At 43.7% G+C, this 19249-nt stretch carries 10 protein-coding genes; 2 read left to right on the plus strand and 8 right to left on the minus strand.

What is annotated here, in order from left to right; all coding sequences use genetic code 11:
• Positions 1–114 precede the first annotated feature (114 nt).
• From QL898_RS10895 to QL898_RS10925, 7 genes are all read right to left on the minus strand, one after another.
• Entirely contained in the window at positions 115–6285 is a 6171-nt protein-coding gene (locus QL898_RS10895) for a DNA repair ATPase (protein ID WP_290176810.1), read from the minus strand.
• A 308-nt stretch (positions 6286–6593) separates the two neighbouring features.
• The gene (locus tag QL898_RS10900; protein ID WP_290176811.1) at positions 6594–8669 is read right to left on the minus strand and encodes a hypothetical protein; all 2076 of its coding nucleotides are present in this window, start codon (positions 8667–8669) and stop codon (positions 6594–6596) included.
• Between the two features lie 279 nt (positions 8670–8948).
• Positions 8949–9605 carry a hypothetical protein gene (locus QL898_RS10905; RefSeq protein ID WP_290176812.1) on the minus strand — a complete coding sequence of 219 codons (657 nt, stop codon included), beginning with the start codon at positions 9603–9605 and terminating at the stop codon, positions 8949–8951.
• 142 nt (positions 9606–9747) lie between these two features.
• A complete protein-coding gene (locus tag QL898_RS10910; RefSeq protein WP_290176813.1) occupies positions 9748–10719 on the minus strand; it encodes a Xaa-Pro aminopeptidase in 972 nt (323 codons plus the stop codon).
• A gap of 374 nt (positions 10720–11093) precedes the next feature.
• Complete coding sequence (locus tag QL898_RS10915; RefSeq protein WP_160023083.1) at positions 11094–11579, minus strand: META domain-containing protein; 486 nt, start codon at positions 11577–11579, stop codon at positions 11094–11096.
• Between the two features lie 386 nt (positions 11580–11965).
• Complete coding sequence (locus QL898_RS10920) at positions 11966–13072, minus strand: lipase secretion chaperone (RefSeq protein WP_290176814.1); 1107 nt, start codon at positions 13070–13072, stop codon at positions 11966–11968.
• A gap of 46 nt (positions 13073–13118) precedes the next feature.
• Positions 13119–14195, minus strand: coding sequence for a triacylglycerol lipase (locus QL898_RS10925; protein WP_290176815.1), 1077 nt, complete (start codon positions 14193–14195; stop codon positions 13119–13121).
• 295 nt (positions 14196–14490) lie between these two features.
• Here QL898_RS10925 and map point away from each other — a divergent pair, with 295 nt between their 5' ends.
• Both map and glnD read left to right on the plus strand, forming a co-directional pair.
• Complete coding sequence (gene map / locus QL898_RS10930) at positions 14491–15285, plus strand: type I methionyl aminopeptidase (protein WP_057758517.1); 795 nt, start codon at positions 14491–14493, stop codon at positions 15283–15285.
• 238 nt (positions 15286–15523) lie between these two features.
• Positions 15524–18280 carry a [protein-PII] uridylyltransferase gene (glnD, locus tag QL898_RS10935; RefSeq protein WP_290176816.1) on the plus strand — a complete coding sequence of 919 codons (2757 nt, stop codon included), beginning with the start codon at positions 15524–15526 and terminating at the stop codon, positions 18278–18280.
• An 81-nt stretch (positions 18281–18361) separates the two neighbouring features.
• Here the strand turns inward: glnD and QL898_RS10940 are convergent, their stop codons facing one another.
• Entirely contained in the window at positions 18362–19033 is a 672-nt protein-coding gene (locus QL898_RS10940; RefSeq protein ID WP_290176818.1) for a hypothetical protein, read from the minus strand.
• Positions 19034–19249: the final 216 nt, after the last annotated feature.

The following is a 19249-nucleotide window of genomic DNA, read 5'->3' on the forward strand; positions in this document are numbered from 1 at the left end:
CTTAATCATAAGCCCTATTTATAGTGCTATTCATAAATGCTAATCATCAGCATTGCTCATAAGCGTTAATAATCAATCATTAGTTGTTAATCCTCAGCTATTAATCAGTAGTGATTAATCATAATCGTCAAATATTTTATTTAGGCGATTGAGACTATTGACGATTAACTTACCTGATTGATCGGTGCTGGTATCAATCGCTAGCTTCTCATCTATCCGCATTGTCAGTGGCTCTAACGCTTGCTTGAGGGCAGTTGCCATCAGTGCCGTTTGCTGATGAATATCAGGGATATCGCTATCGGCTGTTTGATTATCATTATTGCTAACCAAGCTATCCGCCATTTTTTGCGCCAGTTGTTCAACGGCATTGACCAGCTGCACCATGAGCTGTTTTTGTGCATATTGGTTTTGCTTGAGATACTCGCCTTCTGACTTATGATCGTGCTTATATATTTGTAGCAATTGACTCACACTTTTCTCAAAGCCATTATCGATACTATCGCTGACGACTTTGGCATTGTTAATGACGCTATCGGCAAGTATTTTTTGTGCTTCTAATTGGGCGTTTAGCTGGGCATCGAGTTGCGCTTGTTGACCTGCTTCTCGTAAGCGAGCGATTTGCTCTGGGTCGTTTTTCGTTAAGTATGTCTCAAACTGGCTACTGATGGCATTGAAACCACTGGCCAAGTCGACCAACTGGGCGACGATACGCGCGCCCGTATCGCCATCTTCACCGCCTATGGCTTTATTACGCAAGAAGTCGGCTTTGATTTGCGCCCAACGCTGCATTTCTTCTTCGGTCAAGACACCACGCATCTCACCAAGCTTGAGCAAGTTACTCTCTGCGCCTTGGGTCAACAGCTGCGACTCGCCTAGATAATGATCATCTATCAGCTGGTTCAGCTCGCTTTCATTCATGACCGCCGACAGTTTTTCGGTCATCTTGTTCATATTACGATAACTACCTTGCAGCTTAAATATCGGCTCAACACGATACTTATCATCTTGCGAGGCGGAGGCAATATAGGCTTGGTTGACGTCCAGAATGACTTCTTGCACCCTAAACATATGGCGCAAGATAGCGATAATTTCGTTAACTTCTGAGGTGCTATACGGATACGTCAAATCGCTGCTTTGTGCTTGTGCTAGATTTGCATTGTCCGCTTTCGCTATTTTAATGAGACGATGGACATCCGCTAGGTCTCGGTTGGCCAGTGGCGCGAGAACGGTGTTAGAAGTGAGCGAGTTTTCAATATAACTGAGTGCAAACACCTCTTCCATGCCGCTCATGATATCGCCTAAGTTATAGATGTCGGCACGGTTGGCGAGCATATCAGGGACTTTGAAGGCCTCACCGCTTTCGGTATACGGATTACCTGCCATGACCACGCAGAACTTTTTGCCACGCATGTCATAGGTCTTGGTCTTACCTTGCCAAACGCCATCGATACGGCGTGTACCATCACCCAACGAGATAAACTTCTGCAAAAATTCTGCATGGGTATGCTGAATATCATCGAGATACAGCATGACGTTGTTACCCATCTCAAAGGCCAAGTTGATTTTATTCAGCTCTTCTCGCGCAGTGGCATTGGGTGCTTTTTCGGGATCTAAAGACGTTACGTCGTGACCGAGTGACGGACAGTTAATCTTCATAAAGATAAGGCCAAGACGATTTGCCACGTACTCCATTAAGGTGGTTTTACCATACCCTGGTGGCGATATCATCATGAGGATACCCATCAGATCGGTACGCTTATCCTCGCCGACCGTGCCCATCTGTTTGGCAAGATTGTCACCGATGAGCGGCAGGTAGCTCTCGTTAATCAGACGGTTACGCACAAACGAAGACAGTGGACGCGGCATAAATTCGTCCAGTCGCAACGTCTCTTTTGAGTCATGCAATATCTCTGAGCGCATGGCCAGATAACGTCTATAGGCAGGGATAACTTGGGTATCATGATGATGCAAACGATTTAAGAAATCATCGACGGCAAAGGTTAAGGTCTGCTGATGAATACGTATATGATCACCCAGCAAATTATTAACCTGACTCTCAAGCGATACCTTACCCGTGCTACGCTCAAAGCTCTGTACTTGATTAAGCGGATTATTAATACTGGTCAATGATGTAGTCGATGAAACTGGCGACGAGGTGATTGAAGAAAATGACAAGGCCGATGGCGTGGTACTTGCGCCTTGATTGCCTACTCCTTTAGCACTTAGCCCTTTATTAAAAGTAGCACCTGAATCAATCAATCGTTGCACCAAAGCTTCACGCTGAGCATCATTTAATTGGGTAAGCAAGACGGCAATGGCTTCTGGCACATAATGACGGCCGCTCTCTAGCTGTTGCTTGCGTAGCGCTTCTTTTTCTTTACTCTCAGAAAGCTGCGCTTCACTGAGTGCCTCACCTGCTTCATTGGTGCCATCAGTCGCTACGTTAACCGACTCTGTCCCACCATAAGTCTTATCAAGTAGTGCATGAAACCATGTTGCCAATAGCTCATAGGCTGATTTGGGTTGGAAGCCAAGCTTACCGATAGAAGATTGTAGTTGGTCAAAACTGGCCGTATTTTGCGTGCTGCCCGAAGCGCTATTCAACGTTTGGCTTAGCTGCTCACACAACTGCTGTGCTTGTTGACTAGTTTGCCAGTTTATTGTGCTGTTTGCGCCTATATTGGTTTCAGCCGATTGCCCCATGACGCTCACCAAGTATTCACAAGCAAGCTGAACGTAGCTTGGTTTGAAGATATTGGCGTTATGAACATCACTGGTATTTGAGTCCAGTTCTGACCCTGATTTAGATGTGGACTGCTTGCCAGCGCCATTATTAATGCCAGTACCGTTATCAGCGCTAAGACTGTCATCATTATGAGCCATAACAAAATGACGCATCACTTGGCTCATGTCTTCAACCAATAGCGATTTGGCCGTATCACTGCCTAATGCACGGCGCAGTTGCTCAGCGGTAGCAGCTCTATCCGTCCAGTTATTTGCGCGTGTCAGCACTGATTCATTTAACCAAGCGTCATAACCAAATTGACGCAAGCTGTCTAGACCAAGTGCTTGTACAATGTTTAGTTGCCAATAGAATAATTGCGCCAACGCACGTACTTGCGGGGTATAAATCAGTAGCCCTGCCTCACGCAACGTTGGCAATATTTGCATCAATAATAGCGTGGCATCATGGTCATGAATGCCTTTGTCATAACCAAGCTGATAGCGAGGTGTGGCATAAGCTTTGACCAACTTGGACAATGGACTGTCGTTATCAATGTCGCCATTAATGTCTAGAGTAATAACAGTTGCATCGTAGGCTTGATATAGGCGCGCTTCAGTCAAACCCTCCTGGCTGTTCTTAGCACTTTCAATAATGCTATAGGCTAAGTACTCGGCGCGGTACACCTTGTCAGACTCGGAGGCGATATTCATGTCCCAATACGGGCGCAAGGCGTTTAGCTCAGCATTATTAAGCACTTCATAATAATCTGTACCCGTTAGATGCAAATTCAGCACACGCTTGCCGTCTGACTGTTGACGACTTAATAAGGTCAAATCAAGCGGCTGAGTATTGACCGAAAAACGGTGCTTACCCAGTTTGATGATTTGGCCACCATCTTCAAACAAGTCCGACTTGTCTTTTAGACTCTTATAGCTCTCGATTTGGATGGCTTTTAGACGCGCATCGATGTCATCAGCTTTGACGCTAAAGCCCATCGCTTGCAGCTCTTTTGCGATGTTGCGGACTTTTTGCACCAGACCATCAGCGGCAAAATACGTATTTAACGCTTCTTCCTCTGTAAAGCCTGTGACGCCTGTGCTTTGCGTGCGTTTTTTAATACTCTCAAGCATTCGCAGCGCGCCATCACCTAAGTTTTGCGCTTTGCGATTGCGAGCATCGAGCAATTGCTGCTTATGGTTTTCAAAGGTTTCGTAAATCTCTTCACGTTTACTAATAATATCAGCTAAAAACTGATCGCCACTATTGGTCTCTGGATCAGCGAATTGGCTCTCTAACTCTTCTAGCTGTACCAATAATTTCGCCATTTGCTCGTCTGATTTCTCAGGCGTATTGGCAATGGATAAGGCGTTGGCAATGGACTGACCGAACAGCTTAAACTGTGCACCAAATTGCGCCACGGCCTCAGCTGACCCTAGATTTTTGCGTTTATGATTGAGCTTAGCTTTACTTTGATTCAGGCTGGCATAAATGGTCGATATGTCATCGATAATTTGCGTACGTACCGTGGCATCGGCCACATCTAATGTGCCTAGCAACTCGGTCAATAAATCTAACCCTTGCGCTGTCTCATCAATTTTTTCTAGAACGGGTTTTAGCTCAGCATTGGTTTCTGCGGTGTTTAATCGCTCACTGACATCGATCAATATGCCTGTATAGCTTGATAGCGCCTCTTCACCACTTAAAAACAGCACGGTTTTTTCAGCCAGCTCGCTCTCTGCTTCCTCTAATTGCTTTTGCAATGCTTGTAGTTTATCGGCATCTAGATAACGCAAATCCTCCAAGCTGACCAAACGGCCTTTTTGGCGTCTTAACGCTGACAACTGATCGACATAATCACTGGCCGACTCAAAGCTAGTAACCCGTATCTGCCGCAAAATCTCACTTTGCTGCGTATCGGCATCGGCTAACGCGGTTTGGGTTTGCTTTTGGATACTTTGTACTTTGGCGAATTCATCAATGACCAGCTCAGCCGTCGCTGTCACTTCTTTGATACTACTGGCGACTTCGCTCAGCTCAGGCTCAGACAACCAATAATAGCTGTCAAAGAGTCGGCTGGTATTATTGGTAAGCTCTTCATAGAGCTTCTGTGACACGCTTTGATTATCAATCAGGCGAGTAATGCTATACAGGTCTGAGATACCACGCACCAATTCTTTATTGCCAATCTTGCCATAGAAACTCGTGCTTTCTGGCAGCTCACTCACATACTCGTGTGAGGCATAAGGCGTGTGCCATATTTGCATCGGGTGAATACGAGATGGCTCGCTTTGGTCGCTAAACAGCACCAAACGGCCATTCTCAGCCAAAGCCATACCATTGCAATAGATAGGGTTTGCCAATTGCTTTTTAATCAGATTATAAGGGAACAGCCCCGTGACGCCCAAGTCTCTGTCGTAAAATAAGAATAAAACATCTTCCCCATTCGGCGATACAATTTTACGCTTAAACCGCAAGTCAGTAGCGCCAATGTTATTGGCCTCGAACAGCTTATACTCACCCGTCTGTAGATAATAACCACCCGGAAACATGATGCCGTGGTCTTCTGGTAGCTGAACACACGACTGTCCAATCGCATCCAAACGCAGAACCGCTTCGGTCAAGGTGTTATAAACAAAATAACGGTAGTCCTCTTCACGATAGGGCAATATTTTGAGCAGTATTAGACTGCCGACTTTGGCATACGCAATCTCAGCATCCGTCAGCGACTGGGTACGGTCATTGACCGGTTCACTATAAATACCTTGCCCTGACTGCGTATTATCTTCAATCTTAATGGTCAAATCACCACCGACCGTTTCTACAAATATCGTGTCTAAGATATTCATATGCGGATATTTGCCATTCACCATTTGATCGCGTGTGGTCTCAATCCAGTCAAAATCATAAGCAGGCGGTAGTTCAATGTCACGCTCGCCTCGATTGTCCACATAAGCAACTTGTGCAGACTCTGGCGTACCTTGGCTAAAATCTAACGCAAAGCGAAACACTCGAATATCAGTGATGCGCTCACCAATCTGAAATGCCAACAGCAATTTGCTGTCTTTCACCGTTATTTGAATCAGGCGCGTTTGCTTGTAGTATCGATATAGCTCATTGAAGTCTTGGACAAAGGCATCTTGAGCCAAAAACGTCCCTTTTAGGTCAACCTCTTCGAGCTGATACTCTTCTTCATTACCAACTGGCTCGTTCAGACGATATAGCGACAATACGTCTTTAATATTACTCGCGCGTTTGAGCCCCATAAAAACGTTGTAGCCAAACAGTAGATAATCGCCGACCTGCACCATATCCTGCGCCACACAGTTATGTTCGGTACGGATACGGGTACGGGCGATGACTTGCATTTGGGTGCTGCCAAACTCTTCGAGACGCGCATTATTTAGCGTCTGCGTCTGCTGCTCTAAACGGCTACCTTGTTCCGTCAGACGTTTTTTGATGAGCTCATAAGCATTGCCTGAAGCAACTGCCTGATCGGTTTGGTTGGCTTGATTAGCGTTATCGTTGCTGTCTGAATTTGTTGAGTTTTGCGTGTCCGCCATCGTTACTCGTCCGTTTCTGTTTTTACATAATAAGAGAATTTTTTGGCAATAAGGAAAATAAGAAGTTATTTGAGATAAAGATCATCGAAAGTAAAGAAGCACTTGGCTAATCTAAAAAAACGATTCATCACTGCTGATTTTTTAGATTAGCCAACTCATTATTAATAATAAGTTGGCTATCGCTCTATGAAGATGTATAGAACGAGTTGGTTAGATTCAGCCTGCCTCCTAAATGACAGGCTAGTTATCAAGGGAGAAATGCATTAATTTTGGCGCGTGTCTTCAATCTATAAAGACATGTCTTAATATTAAATGGTTTTATCATCATTTTGCTTGGTTGCTTTCATGGCTTGACTGGCCATCACGCCATTGATAATACCGCTCAACGTATCTGACTTACCGGCTAGGCCATCGATGGCTTTGCCGATAGATAGTGACTTGGCAAAGTTATCAAAGAAATGCGCTTCGCCGCCAACAATATCGATTTTGGCTTTCTGTAACGCGACTGCCAATACTTCAGCATTTTCTTTGGCAATCTCTTTACCTGCGTCGATCGATGCCAGTGCTTCTTGCAAGGCTGTCTCAAGACTCATGCGGAACTCTTCGTGCTCACGCGCTTCTTTATTCATGCTACCCATTGCATTGAATTTCTCGACCAGACCATCTGCTTCGGCTTGGAAATGTGCACGAGTGACTTCGGCTTTTGCCAGTCCAACTTCGCGTTCTGCTTTGGCATTAGACTCACCGCGAGCTGCGATAATTTCAGCATCTGCCATGCCTTTTTCACGTTCAGCCTTGGCAGTAGATTGACCACGAGCAGCAATAATCTCTGCATCGACCATACCAATGTCACGCTCAGCTTTCGCCTTAGATTCACCGCGAGCCGCGATAACCTCAGCATCTGCCATACCTTTTTCACGCTCTGACTGCGCTTCAGCTTGTCCAGTCGCTTTAATAATATTGGCTCTAGCAATGCCTTCTTTTTCCATAGAGATCGACTTGGCTTCTTGAATAGCAGCTTCAGCAAAGCCATGTGCAGACTCTTCGGCTTTAATACCTTCAGCCATTCTGATTTTGGCTTCTGACTCTTTGGCAGAGGCTTCAAGGTTAGCCGTAGCAAGCGTAGTGATTTCAACGGCTTTATGCTTGGCTGATAGCTCTTCGGCTTCGGCTTTTTTCACCTGACGTACTTTGACTTCTTCAGCATCCGCTTCAGCAGCTAGCACGCGTGTTTGCTTAGAGCGCTGCGCTTCACTAACTTCGCGAACTTCTTTGATACGTTCTTCTTCTTGCGCCACTGTTTTGTCGACCGCAATACGCTCGCGGATGACATTGGCGATTTCTTTTTTCTCAAGTTCAATCGCACGTTCAGCCTCGATACGTTGCAAGTCAACTTCACGCTCACGAGAGACGACTTCTAAGTCACGGGCACGCGTAACCTTCTCTTCTTCGATGACAACTGCACGCAGACGATTTTGACCTGCTACTTCAATTTCACGTTGCTGATTCTCTCGCTGAATCGCTAAGTCCTGCTCAACCATGATGACGGCCGTTTCTGACTTCTTACGCTCTTCTTCTTCAATCTTACGAGTTTCAGCCGTTTCACGGGCAATCACTGACGATATTTCACGCTTTTGCTTGGCTTCAGCATCGGCTTGTTGACGCTCAAGCTCTAGCATCGCCTCTCTGGTTTCAACGTTCTTTTTCTTAACCGCTAGCTCTTCATCACGCTCAAGCTCATTGGTAATAACGTTTTGAAAAGCCGTTAGTTGAGTAATCTTTTTGATACCTTCAGCATCTAGAATATTACTTGAGTCCAATGACACTTTCGGTGTTTGCTCTAGATAATCGATTGCGACATCTTCTAAGACATAGCCGTTTAGATCGTTACCGATTTCTTGAACGATACTGTCACGAAACTCGCTGCGGTTTTCAAACAATTTAACGAAATCTATTTGCTTACCAACTGTTTTTAGCGCCTCTGAAAACTTGGCATTAAACAGCTCATTAACAGCGACTTTATCTGATGCTCTCTCAACCCCAACCGACTTGGCGACTTTTAGCACGTCTTCTTCGGTTTCATTGACACGTAGATAAAATGCAACTGTGATATCAGCACGCATGTTATCGGCGCAAATCAGTCCTTCTTTACCGCGTCTATCCACTTCTAACGTGATGAGCGAGATTCTCATCAGCTCTTTTTTATTAATAACTGGCCAAACAAAGCCACCATCAAAACGTACGGCTATTTTGCTCACACCGTTGATAATTAGTGCTTTTCCCTGCTCAACCTTGAAATAAAAGGCTTTGAGCATCAATAGTGCTGCCATAATGAAAACAAACGCCAGCACCACAACCACGCCGACGATAATGAGTATGTCCATGTTTATTCCTTTAATTGAAACATTCTATAGTCAGTTCTATATCCATCAGATGTTCGGTCCGGTTTGCTCAACTACTCTATGTAGCAGTTTCACTTGCCTTTCTCATACCTGAACTAGTTGAACCAACAATAACTAAATTTAAAACCGTTCGTATGATGTGAAAAATAGAGATTTTTTAGCTCAATGGCTGTTTATTATTTATCAGCGCTTATCTAATTTTCGAGTTTACTCTATGCTAAAAGCGATGATAGAAAGTCGTATCGACTAAACGATTTATAATTATTTATCTTCAACAGGAGCGACTTGATAGGTATTTGTTTCTTCTAAATACGCTACCAACATCACTCTATCGCCCTTCTTCAGTAAGCTAGTGCTGTTGTCTGAACGAACCTTGAGTATCAAACCTGCACCGCCATCATTCAACTCTGCCTCACCGTGCTTGTCCGTCACACTAAGTGTACGCACAATCGCGATTTTGCCTACATTATTAGCAGAATTACGTTTGGGGATTCTGGCAATGTTTTTGCGAATGGGTGAAATGATCATGCCTGTCAGCCACATAGAAACGACCAATACGAATATTAGTGCCCCTGTGCCAAACACGTAATACAGAACACCAGAGTCAAAATTTTGATGTAAGAAACTGGTATACAAATAGCTCAATAACCAACCGATTAAACTCACTAAGCTTAATATAATGACTAGAGGCACACCGTAGAGACCAAACTTCAGCATGAGGCCTGTAAAAAAACCGGTCGATGATAAATCAGAGACAGCAGCATCACTACCTGACTCTCCAACATCCACGCTGTCCATATCTGCCATGCCGAGTAAAGATACCACCCAGTATAGAGTAACGAACATCACAAGACCGGTGAAAACAATCGTTGGATATAAACTTATTTTGGTGATGAACGCGAAAAAAGCCTCTTGCATTACGCGGGTTCTCCCTTTGTGAACCTAATCTTCTATTTGTAATAACCTACTACAAAAGCTGAGGCACTTCACTTAATATTTATAAACTTATGTTGTTTTACAAATAAGTTTATATACATATCACGGCATGAGACATACTTCTCTAACGACCCCATATCGGTGAGCGCACGACTCCACCATTTTGACCACTAATGGCATAGCTGGTATTGCCTGACAGCGAATGGATAACTAGACTACCACCATTTTGGCTTGCTGCTTGCCCGCCCACATTCAAGTGGCGAGTTGGATAGACGGCATAATTGCCAGAGGGAGATAGACGTGCGGGTTCATCAAGCCCTGTTTCTGCCAAGTTGACCACTTGCCCAGTCATCAAGGTCATGACAGCCGCCTTGCGACCATTTAGATAAGCCATACGCTGACCATCTAAGCTAAGCTGAGGACTGGCCACATACCCATTTGTTGATACAGTTGTCGCATTGCCCGTAGCGAAGTCATAACGATAAATTCGCGGTCGTCCAGCACGGACTTTATCACTGGTATAGACAAAGCTCTTGCCATCGGCAGCATAACTGGGCTGTACCTCTGTACTCGGCAGAGTCGTTAACTGCTGGGTATTACCATCACTCAGACGCATCTTATAGATATCAGCATTACCACCGACAGTAGAGCTATAGAGCAAATCTTGACCATCGGGTGAAAATGACGCTGACATATTGCTGCCTTCAGCATTTACCACTAGGTTGCGCGTATTGCTACTACGATCATAAATATAAATTTTGGGATGCTCACGCGGGGCTTGTTTGCTATAGGCAAGCAGTTGTCCGTCTGCCGACCATGCTGGCGCATAGATATAGCCATTAAGCTGATCAATTAGCTGACGAGCGCTACCGTCAGGACGAATGCTATAGAGGGTCGATACTTTTGCCGTACCTGCGCCCTGCTCTTCTACATAGGCAATGTATCCTCGGCGATCAATCACTGGCATACGTGCAGTCAGCGGATTGGTCTCGACTGTACTGGTTGGCTTTTTTACTGAGGTATTAGGTAATGTCTGACAGCCAGTGAGGACGGTAACTATAGCTATCGTAGTAATGACTTTTATGGTTTCAAACATAGAGTGGTATCCAATAGATCCTAATGATAAAAGTATGGTGAATAATTAAAAAACTATCGTCACTATTGCAGACTCAACGCCATAGATAATATCTTACGATATCAAAGGTATTATAGGGTTATGGTTCTAGTGTAGCCTAAACTGAGTCAAACTTTGGATAAAAAAATGCCCCACTTGATAGCGAGGCATTTTGCGTTTCGAGAAAAGCAACTTCAAATAAGCAACTTCAAATAAGCAACTTCAAATAAGCAATTTTAAATGATTAGTTTTAAATGATTAGTTTTAAATGATTAGTTTTAAATGAGTAACTTCAGACAAGTAACTCTAATTGCTTAAGTTCACGAACCAGTCAAACTGTTTACTCAATCATTAAGCTACTTCGCAACGGCCTTAAAATAAGCGACTTGATCATCGTTTTTGATAGTCAAAATAGGTACATTGTTGGCATTCTTACTAAGGCTATATTCACCTTTTACAGTAGCTAAGGCAGCAGTATCAAAGCTGGCTTGCGGTTCAGGACATGCCATCATAGTACTGATGCCGTTTTTAATCTCGACTTCACCATTTGCAACGCTATATCCAGCACCCATGTTATTACAGGTATTCATAAATGCCACGTAATCTCTACCGTTATCATTCATAAAACTCAACGTTAAAGGCTTGGCTGGGTCAAAAAATAATTGCGTTACTTTATCACCATTGCTACGTTTGGCATCAACGAGCTGCCAGTTGTGTGCTTGCAGAACATCTGCAGTGATTGGCTGATTGACTGGCGCAGGCAAGTTCGTCGTCTGACAACCCGCAGCAAGCGTACCAACTGCCAATGTCGCGGCCATCATTACTTTAGTCATGTTCTTCATATCAATTCCTAGCTTTATTGCATCCGATACTTTTACTAAACACACTATCTGCATGAGCCATCAGCGCTGATAGACAAGTGATAAGCTCTCATAGGTATAGTAAAAGCTCGGACTTATTATGATTCATTTATTGTTTTATTTAATGCTCTAAACAATGGCAATATTGTGCATGACTCACAGGGAGGTGTCATCATAAACTGGGTAGTTATTCGGAATGCATTTTGTACTACTTTGCAAATATCTGACTACTTGCTCTTGCCAGTACCTAAATGAGCTGCTAACTATAATCTTGCTTACTTTATCTATCCGTATCAACGATGGTTATTGACGATAGCTAGTGACGATAGCTAGTGACGATAACTATTGACGATAACTATTGACGGCAATTATGGATTATTCACAGCTTGCTGACGTTGCAATGCCGCATAACCATCTAAACGCTTACGTTCAGTGTCATTAAATAGTTGCTGTTCAAGCTGATTGATTTGAATTTGCGCTTGAGCTGTATCAACACCTTGGCTTAATAAGCGATTCTTTTGAGTTTCATACTGGGTGAAGCGTTGGTCAAAATTAGCATCGTCTTGATCTACTTGTGCCAGCTTTTCTGCTGCTGGTGCGCCTACTAGCTCTCGGCGCATATTATATAACTCCTCAGGCGTTGCACCACGAGCTTTCATCTGTTCAGTGCGAGTCATCAACTCGCTAATATTGGCTTGTTGGATGATATTGCTTTTAGTCGCATTCTCTGGCAATCGACTGATATAGTCCTGACGGGCAGCTTGTTTTTGTGCATCGGACATCTGCTTATTTTGGTCAATTCTGACCATCTCTATACTATAATTATCGTAATCATCCTCTGCGCCAAAAAATGCTGTAATGGTTGGCTTATCAAAGTACTGCTGACGTAGATTAGCGATATCTTGTTTTTGCTGGGCAACTGCGTTCAAATCCAGCTCACCACTTTTGGTCGCCTGTAATTGCAGATTACCATAGCGCTTCTCTATCTCAGGAAGTGCTTTAAGGTAAGCAACATATTGATTAAAAATAGTGACTGCTTGACTAGCGGCAGGCTCTGGTGTGTGATGGCGAATATAACTCTCCACACGGGCAAATATAACCGCTTCTTCTTCCTCACCTAGGGCGGATAAAAAATAATCAAACAAACGCCGCAGACCTTCAGTGATGACCAACTGTTTATTTTCATCGATGATGATTTCACCATCAATTTGGGTGCCCTTTAATGAGCGTGGTAAATTTTCTAATCCTGTGACAAATTGAGACTGGCTGGGTATCGTTGTCGCTTTTACGACTTGTCCCACAGCCAACTCAGTTATCATTGACTCGCTACTCTCATTATCGGAGACGGAGGATTTGATTGAAGCTGAATTTACATCGTTACTAGGCTTGAACCACAAAATAACCGCCGCTGTGGCTATGATAACCACGGCGATGATAGCAATTGTTGCATAGGCTGGACGGCGGTTATTTGACATAAACGATATTTCTCAATCAATGAGCATTATTATTTTGTAGTTCAGCTTATAGGTTGGCGTTTTTCAGACGGTTTACCTGGGTACGATAGATAGATTTTGGCTCAGACTCTCCCCATGCCGTCAGACCCAAGACTTGATCGGCGGAATCCAAATGGTTCATTCTATAATTATCACGAATCACATAGCCAAGACGACTTGAGCAGGCAGATACCAAACCATCATTAGACTCGCCAGCAAACGGTACACCCGTTACTGCCAATATATAATCACTAGGATCAAGTACGCTCGTTATTTGTCCAACACCACTAAATGAATAGTATTTGATGCCATTGGCAGCAGTGCTGGTCGGTTGACCACAATAACTGGTTGGCATGGCAGCAGGGAATTTAGCGTTAAATTGAGCAGCACCATCGGTCGATAGCGCCATCAATGTTTGCCAGCCATCTTGTTCTTGAATCTCTGAAAAGCTGATACCAGAGCCGATATCTGTAAAGCCACCAATCAAATTAAACAGCCCTGCTACTAACTCTGTGGTGATGTTTGACGGGCTTCCAGTATTGTTATTTGGCTCAAGCGTATTTTTGACAAAATCTGCCGTTTTTGACCCTTGCTCTGGACTTGATACTGCTGTCACTGACGCCACATATTTTGGCGCAACACCAGCGACATAACGGATGTCTATACCGCCTTGACTGTGCCCAAATAGATTGACTTTAGATTTGCCTGAAATGGCAGTGATGGTCTTGACCTGTTGTAGCAGCTGCTCTCCACGAATCTCACTGTTATTGACGGCTGATGTTTTAGTGGTATATACCTCTGAGCCACCTTTCATCAACTCTCCAGGTATTCCATTAAAGTAATCAACGAGCCCAAACATCGTAGTGAAGCCACCAAGTCCATGAGCCATGACGACCGGATACTGAGTTTTAGTGTAGCTCGAGGTGAAGTATTTACTATCAACCAGCTTGCAACCGTTGGCATTAGCACAGTTATAATACTGTCCAGCTGCTTGAGCAGATGTGGTTTGCAAGGTCATCAGGAGGATACCGGCAGCGATAGCACCGAGTGAAGGTAAAAATGCGCTGGGCGTGACAGCTGCAGCAAAAGAGGTCTTTAGAGTCATAACAACATCCTTGTCATCAATAATTTTGGTTATCTTTACCTCCCAAAAGGGTAAAGATTGCTGCTAATCCCTTTAGCAGACAAAATTACATTACTTATATATTCTGTAACATTCAACTAATTTGTCAAAATATGAATATATTATCGTGACTGAACAGTCATAACTGCCCTTTTTTGGCTGTAAAGCAATTATTTTCAATGATAATGATAGGTACACTATCACTTAACGTAAAAGTGTCACTAGTACGTTTATGGTATAATCTATCTACAATGAACCCATAATTATAAGATATACGATGATGACTAAAAAATCCCTTATCCAGTCTCCAGAAGCCATAGAAAAAATGCGTGTGGCCGGTAAACTCGCTAGTGATGTCCTTGTCATGCTCGACGAGCATGTCAAAGTGGGCGTCAGTACCGAAGCACTTAATCAGATTGCCCATGACTATATTGTTAATGTGCAGCAGGCTATCCCTGCCCCACTTAATTATAATGGTTTTCCAAAATCTATCTGTACCTCAGTCAACCATGTTGTCTGTCACGGTATCCCAACTGAAAACAAGCTGCTGAAAGATGGTGATATTATCAACATCGACGTGACTGTTATCAAAGATGGCTACTATGGCGATACCTCAAAGATGTGGATCGTCGGCAACGGCTCTATCATGGCACAGCGTATTTGCAAAGTGGCACAAGATGCTCTTTATGCAGGTATGAGCGTGGTCAAGAACGGTGCTCGCTTAGGTGATGTCGGTGCTGCTATTCAGGCCGTTGTCGAGCCTGAGCGCTTTAGTATCGTTCGCGAGTTCTGTGGTCATGGTATCAGTGATGAATTCCACCACGAGCCACAAGTCATGCACTATGGCAAAAAAGGCACTGGTTTTGAGCTAAAAACAGGTATGACGTTTACCATCGAGCCTATGATTAACCAAGGCACGTGGCAGACTAAGATTTTGCCTGATGAGTGGACGGCGATTACTAAAGACCGCAAATTGTCTGCTCAATGGGAGCACACCATGGTCGTAACAGACAATGGCTGTGAGGTATTTACTACTCGCCCCGAAGAAGATTTAAGTTTTTTGACGCAGTAGTACAATCAAAGATCGCTTAGGCGGTCTTTTTTTGGTCTTTAATTAGGGCATATTGAGTATTGTGCTTATAGGCGCTTTGTCTTTATACTCAGATGACCTAATAACTTCTATTGATATACTTATCAGCACTTTTATTGATAATTGCTATTCGTGACTTTTATTAGCCATCGTCATATTAGATGCCCAATAGCGCTCAGCTCAAACGTTCTATTTCTAAACTCTTAACTGGATAACACTCATGTTTAATTGTGATATCGCCTCTGTTGATTTGACGCCTTTACCGATACTACCAAGTGAGGTGGCGACAGACTCATCCCCACTGTCAGCCAAAAATGTGACAGACAAGAATCTGCTTGGCATTCCTGAATGGTTGGCCCAAATCAATGACGATATCAGCCGCTCATTAGAACGTGGTACTAACATTCGCCAACTGGTTGCAGCACGTGCTTGCGCTATCGATAGCCTATTGATTGCGTTGTTTAAATGGTTTGAATTGGATAAGACTGATTTGGCGTTTTTTGCGACTGGTGGCTACGGGCGCGGCGAGCTATCGCTCTACTCAGACATTGATATTTTGCTTCTGTCTCCTGGTGAGATAGGTACTGATGCCAGTAGCAAAATCGACAAACTGGTCGCTCTACTATGGGACATAGGACTAGAGCCTGCACTCTCCGTACGTAGTGTTAATGATGCGCTAGAGGCCGCGCTTGACCATACGATTGCTAGTGCTCAGCTAGAGGCTCGACTCCTAATCGGTAACGAAGCATTGCAAGACATGCCCGCTCAAATCGTTAATAAACAGTGGTCTCCGCGCGCATTTTTTGATGTAAAAATGGAAGAATCCAAAGCGCGTTACTTGCAGCACAATGCCACCGAATACAACCTTGAACCCAATATCAAAACAGCACCAGGCGGGCTACGTGATATCCATATCATCGGCTGGGTCACCAAGCGTTATTTTCGCGTGAGCAAGCTATATGATTTAGTGCAACAGAACTTTTTGACCGAAAAAGAATTTGATGAGCTGAATTTTGCCGAAGGGTATTTATGGCAAATTCGTCATTACTTACATGTACTGACTGGCCGTAACGAAAACAAGCTGTTGTTTGATTATCAGCGTGAGATTGCTCAGCTAATGGGCTACGAGACCCAGCCTGATGACCAGCCTAATGCTGCGGTCGAACGGTTTATGCGCGACTACTATCGCTGTGCGATGCAGATATCAACGCTGTCTGAGATGCTGACCAATCATTATTATGAAACGATCATAGAGCCGCAGCTGCCTGACGATGAACGTCCAAAAAAACAGCCTATAAATGCGCGATTCAACCGTATTGGCAATCAGATTGCCATTGCGCATCATCGAGTTTTTGCACAGCACCCAGAGTCTATCTTAGAGATGTTTTTATTGATGGGTCAGCATGGCATCGATAAAGTTCGCACCCATACTTTGCGCGCACTCAAAATTGCCGCACGCGGCATCGATCAGATATATAGAGACAACCCTACTCACAAAGCGTTGTTTTTATCGAATCTAAAAGAACAGAATTACCTGTTCCATCGTCTACGTACCATGAATCGCTATGGAGTATTAGGTAACTACATTCCTGCTTTTGCGCAAGTCACTGGCCTTATGCAATATGACTTGTTCCATCGATATACGGTAGACGCGCATACCTTGTTTTTGATTAGAATTTTGCATCGATTTACAGATCCAACCTTTCAAGAAGATTTTCCGCTAGTCAGCTCTATCTTTCAGCGTATCGAGCGTAAAGAGATTTTGGTACTGGCAGCGATGTTCCATGATATTGCTAAAGGCCGTGGCGGTGACCATAGTGAGCTTGGTCAAACTGAATCGATTGAGTTTTGCTTATCGCATGGTATGAGCTTGGCTGATGCGAATTTAGTAGGCTGGCTCACGCGCTATCACCTTCTTATGTCGATTACTGCACAGAAAAAAGATATCTCAGACCCTGAAGTGGTGACTATTTTCTCTGATCTCATCGGTAACGTGACTCATCTAAACCATCTGTATGTACTGACGGTGGCTGATATGAATGCGACTAACCCACAGCTATGGAACAGCTGGCGGGCGACCCTCATGAAACAGCTATACTCACAAACTCGGCGCATCTTGCGCGCTGATATCGATGCGCCTACCAATCGTCAAGATATGATTAGCGCCACACGCAAGCAAGCGTTGACGATGCTAGATAATGTCAACAACCAACATATGAATCGCGATGAAGTATTGCGTCTGTGGGATGACTTGGGCGATGAGTATTTCTTGCGAGAGATTGCAGAAGATATCTTATGGCATACCGAAGCTATTTTGAATCACCCACCAATTGGATTGGCTTCTAATGCTGACAGTCCACCGTTGGTCGTTTTGCGTGAGCATCGCGAATTGGCGCTTGATGCGGTACAGGTCTTTGTTTACACCCAAGATCAGATGAATCTATTTGCTGTTACCATGGCAGTGTTTGATCAGATGAATCTCGACGTTTTAGATGCACGTATTATCACAGCGACCCGTGACTTTGCTTTGGATTCTTATGTATTGCTAGATCCTAGTGGCACATTGCTAGTCGATGAGGAGAGCCAACAAGAGCTAAAACAACGCTTAATTGACTCGTTCAAAGACCCTACTGTGCTTAAACTGACGAACAAGCGTATGCCGCGTCAATTGAGACACTTTGAAGTGAAAACAGTGATTAACTTCGAATTCAATGAAGCATCAGATCAGCACATCATGAGCTTAGAAACGCTTGATCAGCCAGGGCTACTGGCGCGAGTTGGGCAAGTATTTTTGCAAGAGCAAATCGAAGTACATGCTGCGCGTATTACTACTCTAGGTGAGCGTGCTGAGGATATGTTTTATATCAGTGATCAAAACGATAAGCCACTCTCACCTGATAGACTGGAAGCATTAAAGGAAGCGCTATTAGCCAGTCTTACCGTTCAGAAAGAGCATAATAGCGTAATCTATTTTTGATACGGCTAGATAGTTTTGGTTAGCCATTATTTTGAATATTAACTAGCAAAAGTAGTCTGATAGTCATCATAGAAGTACGTTTTATAACGTACTTCTATAAGTTATCTCGCTAGCATGTTCGTTCAATTCATCGTCAGCAAGATCTGGCGGCAAAACACCTACTTCAAGTGGCTGCTGCTCCATGATTAATCGTCCAGCATCGACTTCTTTTTGTAGCAAACATTGCAAGCTTGCTAAGTGAAACTGTCCATCTAGATAATCGTCTAATGCTTCTAAAGAAATAGGCGATTTGGCATGTACATCAGGATACAGACTATCTTCTGCCAAAATAATCATCTCATTGAGCGCCTCTTCGCGCATCAGCTCATCGTTGTCTATCTTGCGCTGTAGTTTGTTTGCCAACTGGCCTTTAGCAGCAAGTGCACTGACAAAAAATATGGTCTGTATCACAAACAAAGAGACGTACTGCCATAGCGGTAATGAGATGCCAAACATATTATTGAGCAGCATCAAGGCCATTGCCACTACCACGTAGCCGACCAATTGCCACAACAGCCACATAATTAGGCTGTTTTCACCATACCAAAACATTTTCTTTTCTTGACGCTCAATCAGTTGTTGGCGCGCTTGCCACCAGCTCTGTTCACGCTCTTTGAGCAGCTTATACAGGTTAGAGCGCTGCAAACTGTTATCAAGTTTTTCATTATTGATATCTTTAGCGATGAGATCATCATTATTTAGCACACTAGACATATCAAACTATCCTTAAAACGATCTACCACGTTTGTGATGTAGTCATTTTTTATATTGTTATAGGTTATAAATTATGAAAGGTTCAAAAGACTTTTGAGCGACTACCTATTCGGTAGTCATACAATAAAAAGCTTACGCTTGGTAAATGCCTATTCACGATATAAGAAGAAAAGGACAAAAAATTAGAGAAGTGCTACACTGCTCTAATGTAAATTT

This window comes from Psychrobacter sp. APC 3279, from assembly GCF_030407795.1.
Classification (GTDB): domain Bacteria; phylum Pseudomonadota; class Gammaproteobacteria; order Pseudomonadales; family Moraxellaceae; genus Psychrobacter.

Excerpts from the sequence above, each read along its gene's own strand:
- QL898_RS10895 (WP_290176810.1), bottom strand. The coding sequence starts at position 6,285 with ATGGCGGACACGCAAAACTCAACAAATTCAGACAGCAACGATAACGCT.
- QL898_RS10920 (WP_290176814.1), bottom strand. The coding sequence starts at position 13,072 with ATGTCAAATAACCGCCGTCCAGCCTATGCAACAATTGCTATCATCGCC.
- QL898_RS10915 (WP_160023083.1), bottom strand. The coding sequence starts at position 11,579 with ATGAAGAACATGACTAAAGTAATGATGGCCGCGACATTGGCAGTTGGT.
- QL898_RS10925 (WP_290176815.1), bottom strand. The coding sequence starts at position 14,195 with ATGACTCTAAAGACCTCTTTTGCTGCAGCTGTCACGCCCAGCGCATTT.
- QL898_RS10905 (WP_290176812.1), bottom strand. The coding sequence starts at position 9,605 with ATGCAAGAGGCTTTTTTCGCGTTCATCACCAAAATAAGTTTATATCCA.
- QL898_RS10910 (WP_290176813.1), bottom strand. The coding sequence starts at position 10,719 with ATGTTTGAAACCATAAAAGTCATTACTACGATAGCTATAGTTACCGTC.
- map (WP_057758517.1), top strand. The coding sequence starts at position 14,491 with ATGATGACTAAAAAATCCCTTATCCAGTCTCCAGAAGCCATAGAAAAA.
- QL898_RS10940 (WP_290176818.1), bottom strand. The coding sequence starts at position 19,033 with ATGTCTAGTGTGCTAAATAATGATGATCTCATCGCTAAAGATATCAAT.
- QL898_RS10900 (WP_290176811.1), bottom strand. The coding sequence starts at position 8,669 with ATGGACATACTCATTATCGTCGGCGTGGTTGTGGTGCTGGCGTTTGTT.
- glnD (WP_290176816.1), top strand. The coding sequence starts at position 15,524 with ATGTTTAATTGTGATATCGCCTCTGTTGATTTGACGCCTTTACCGATA.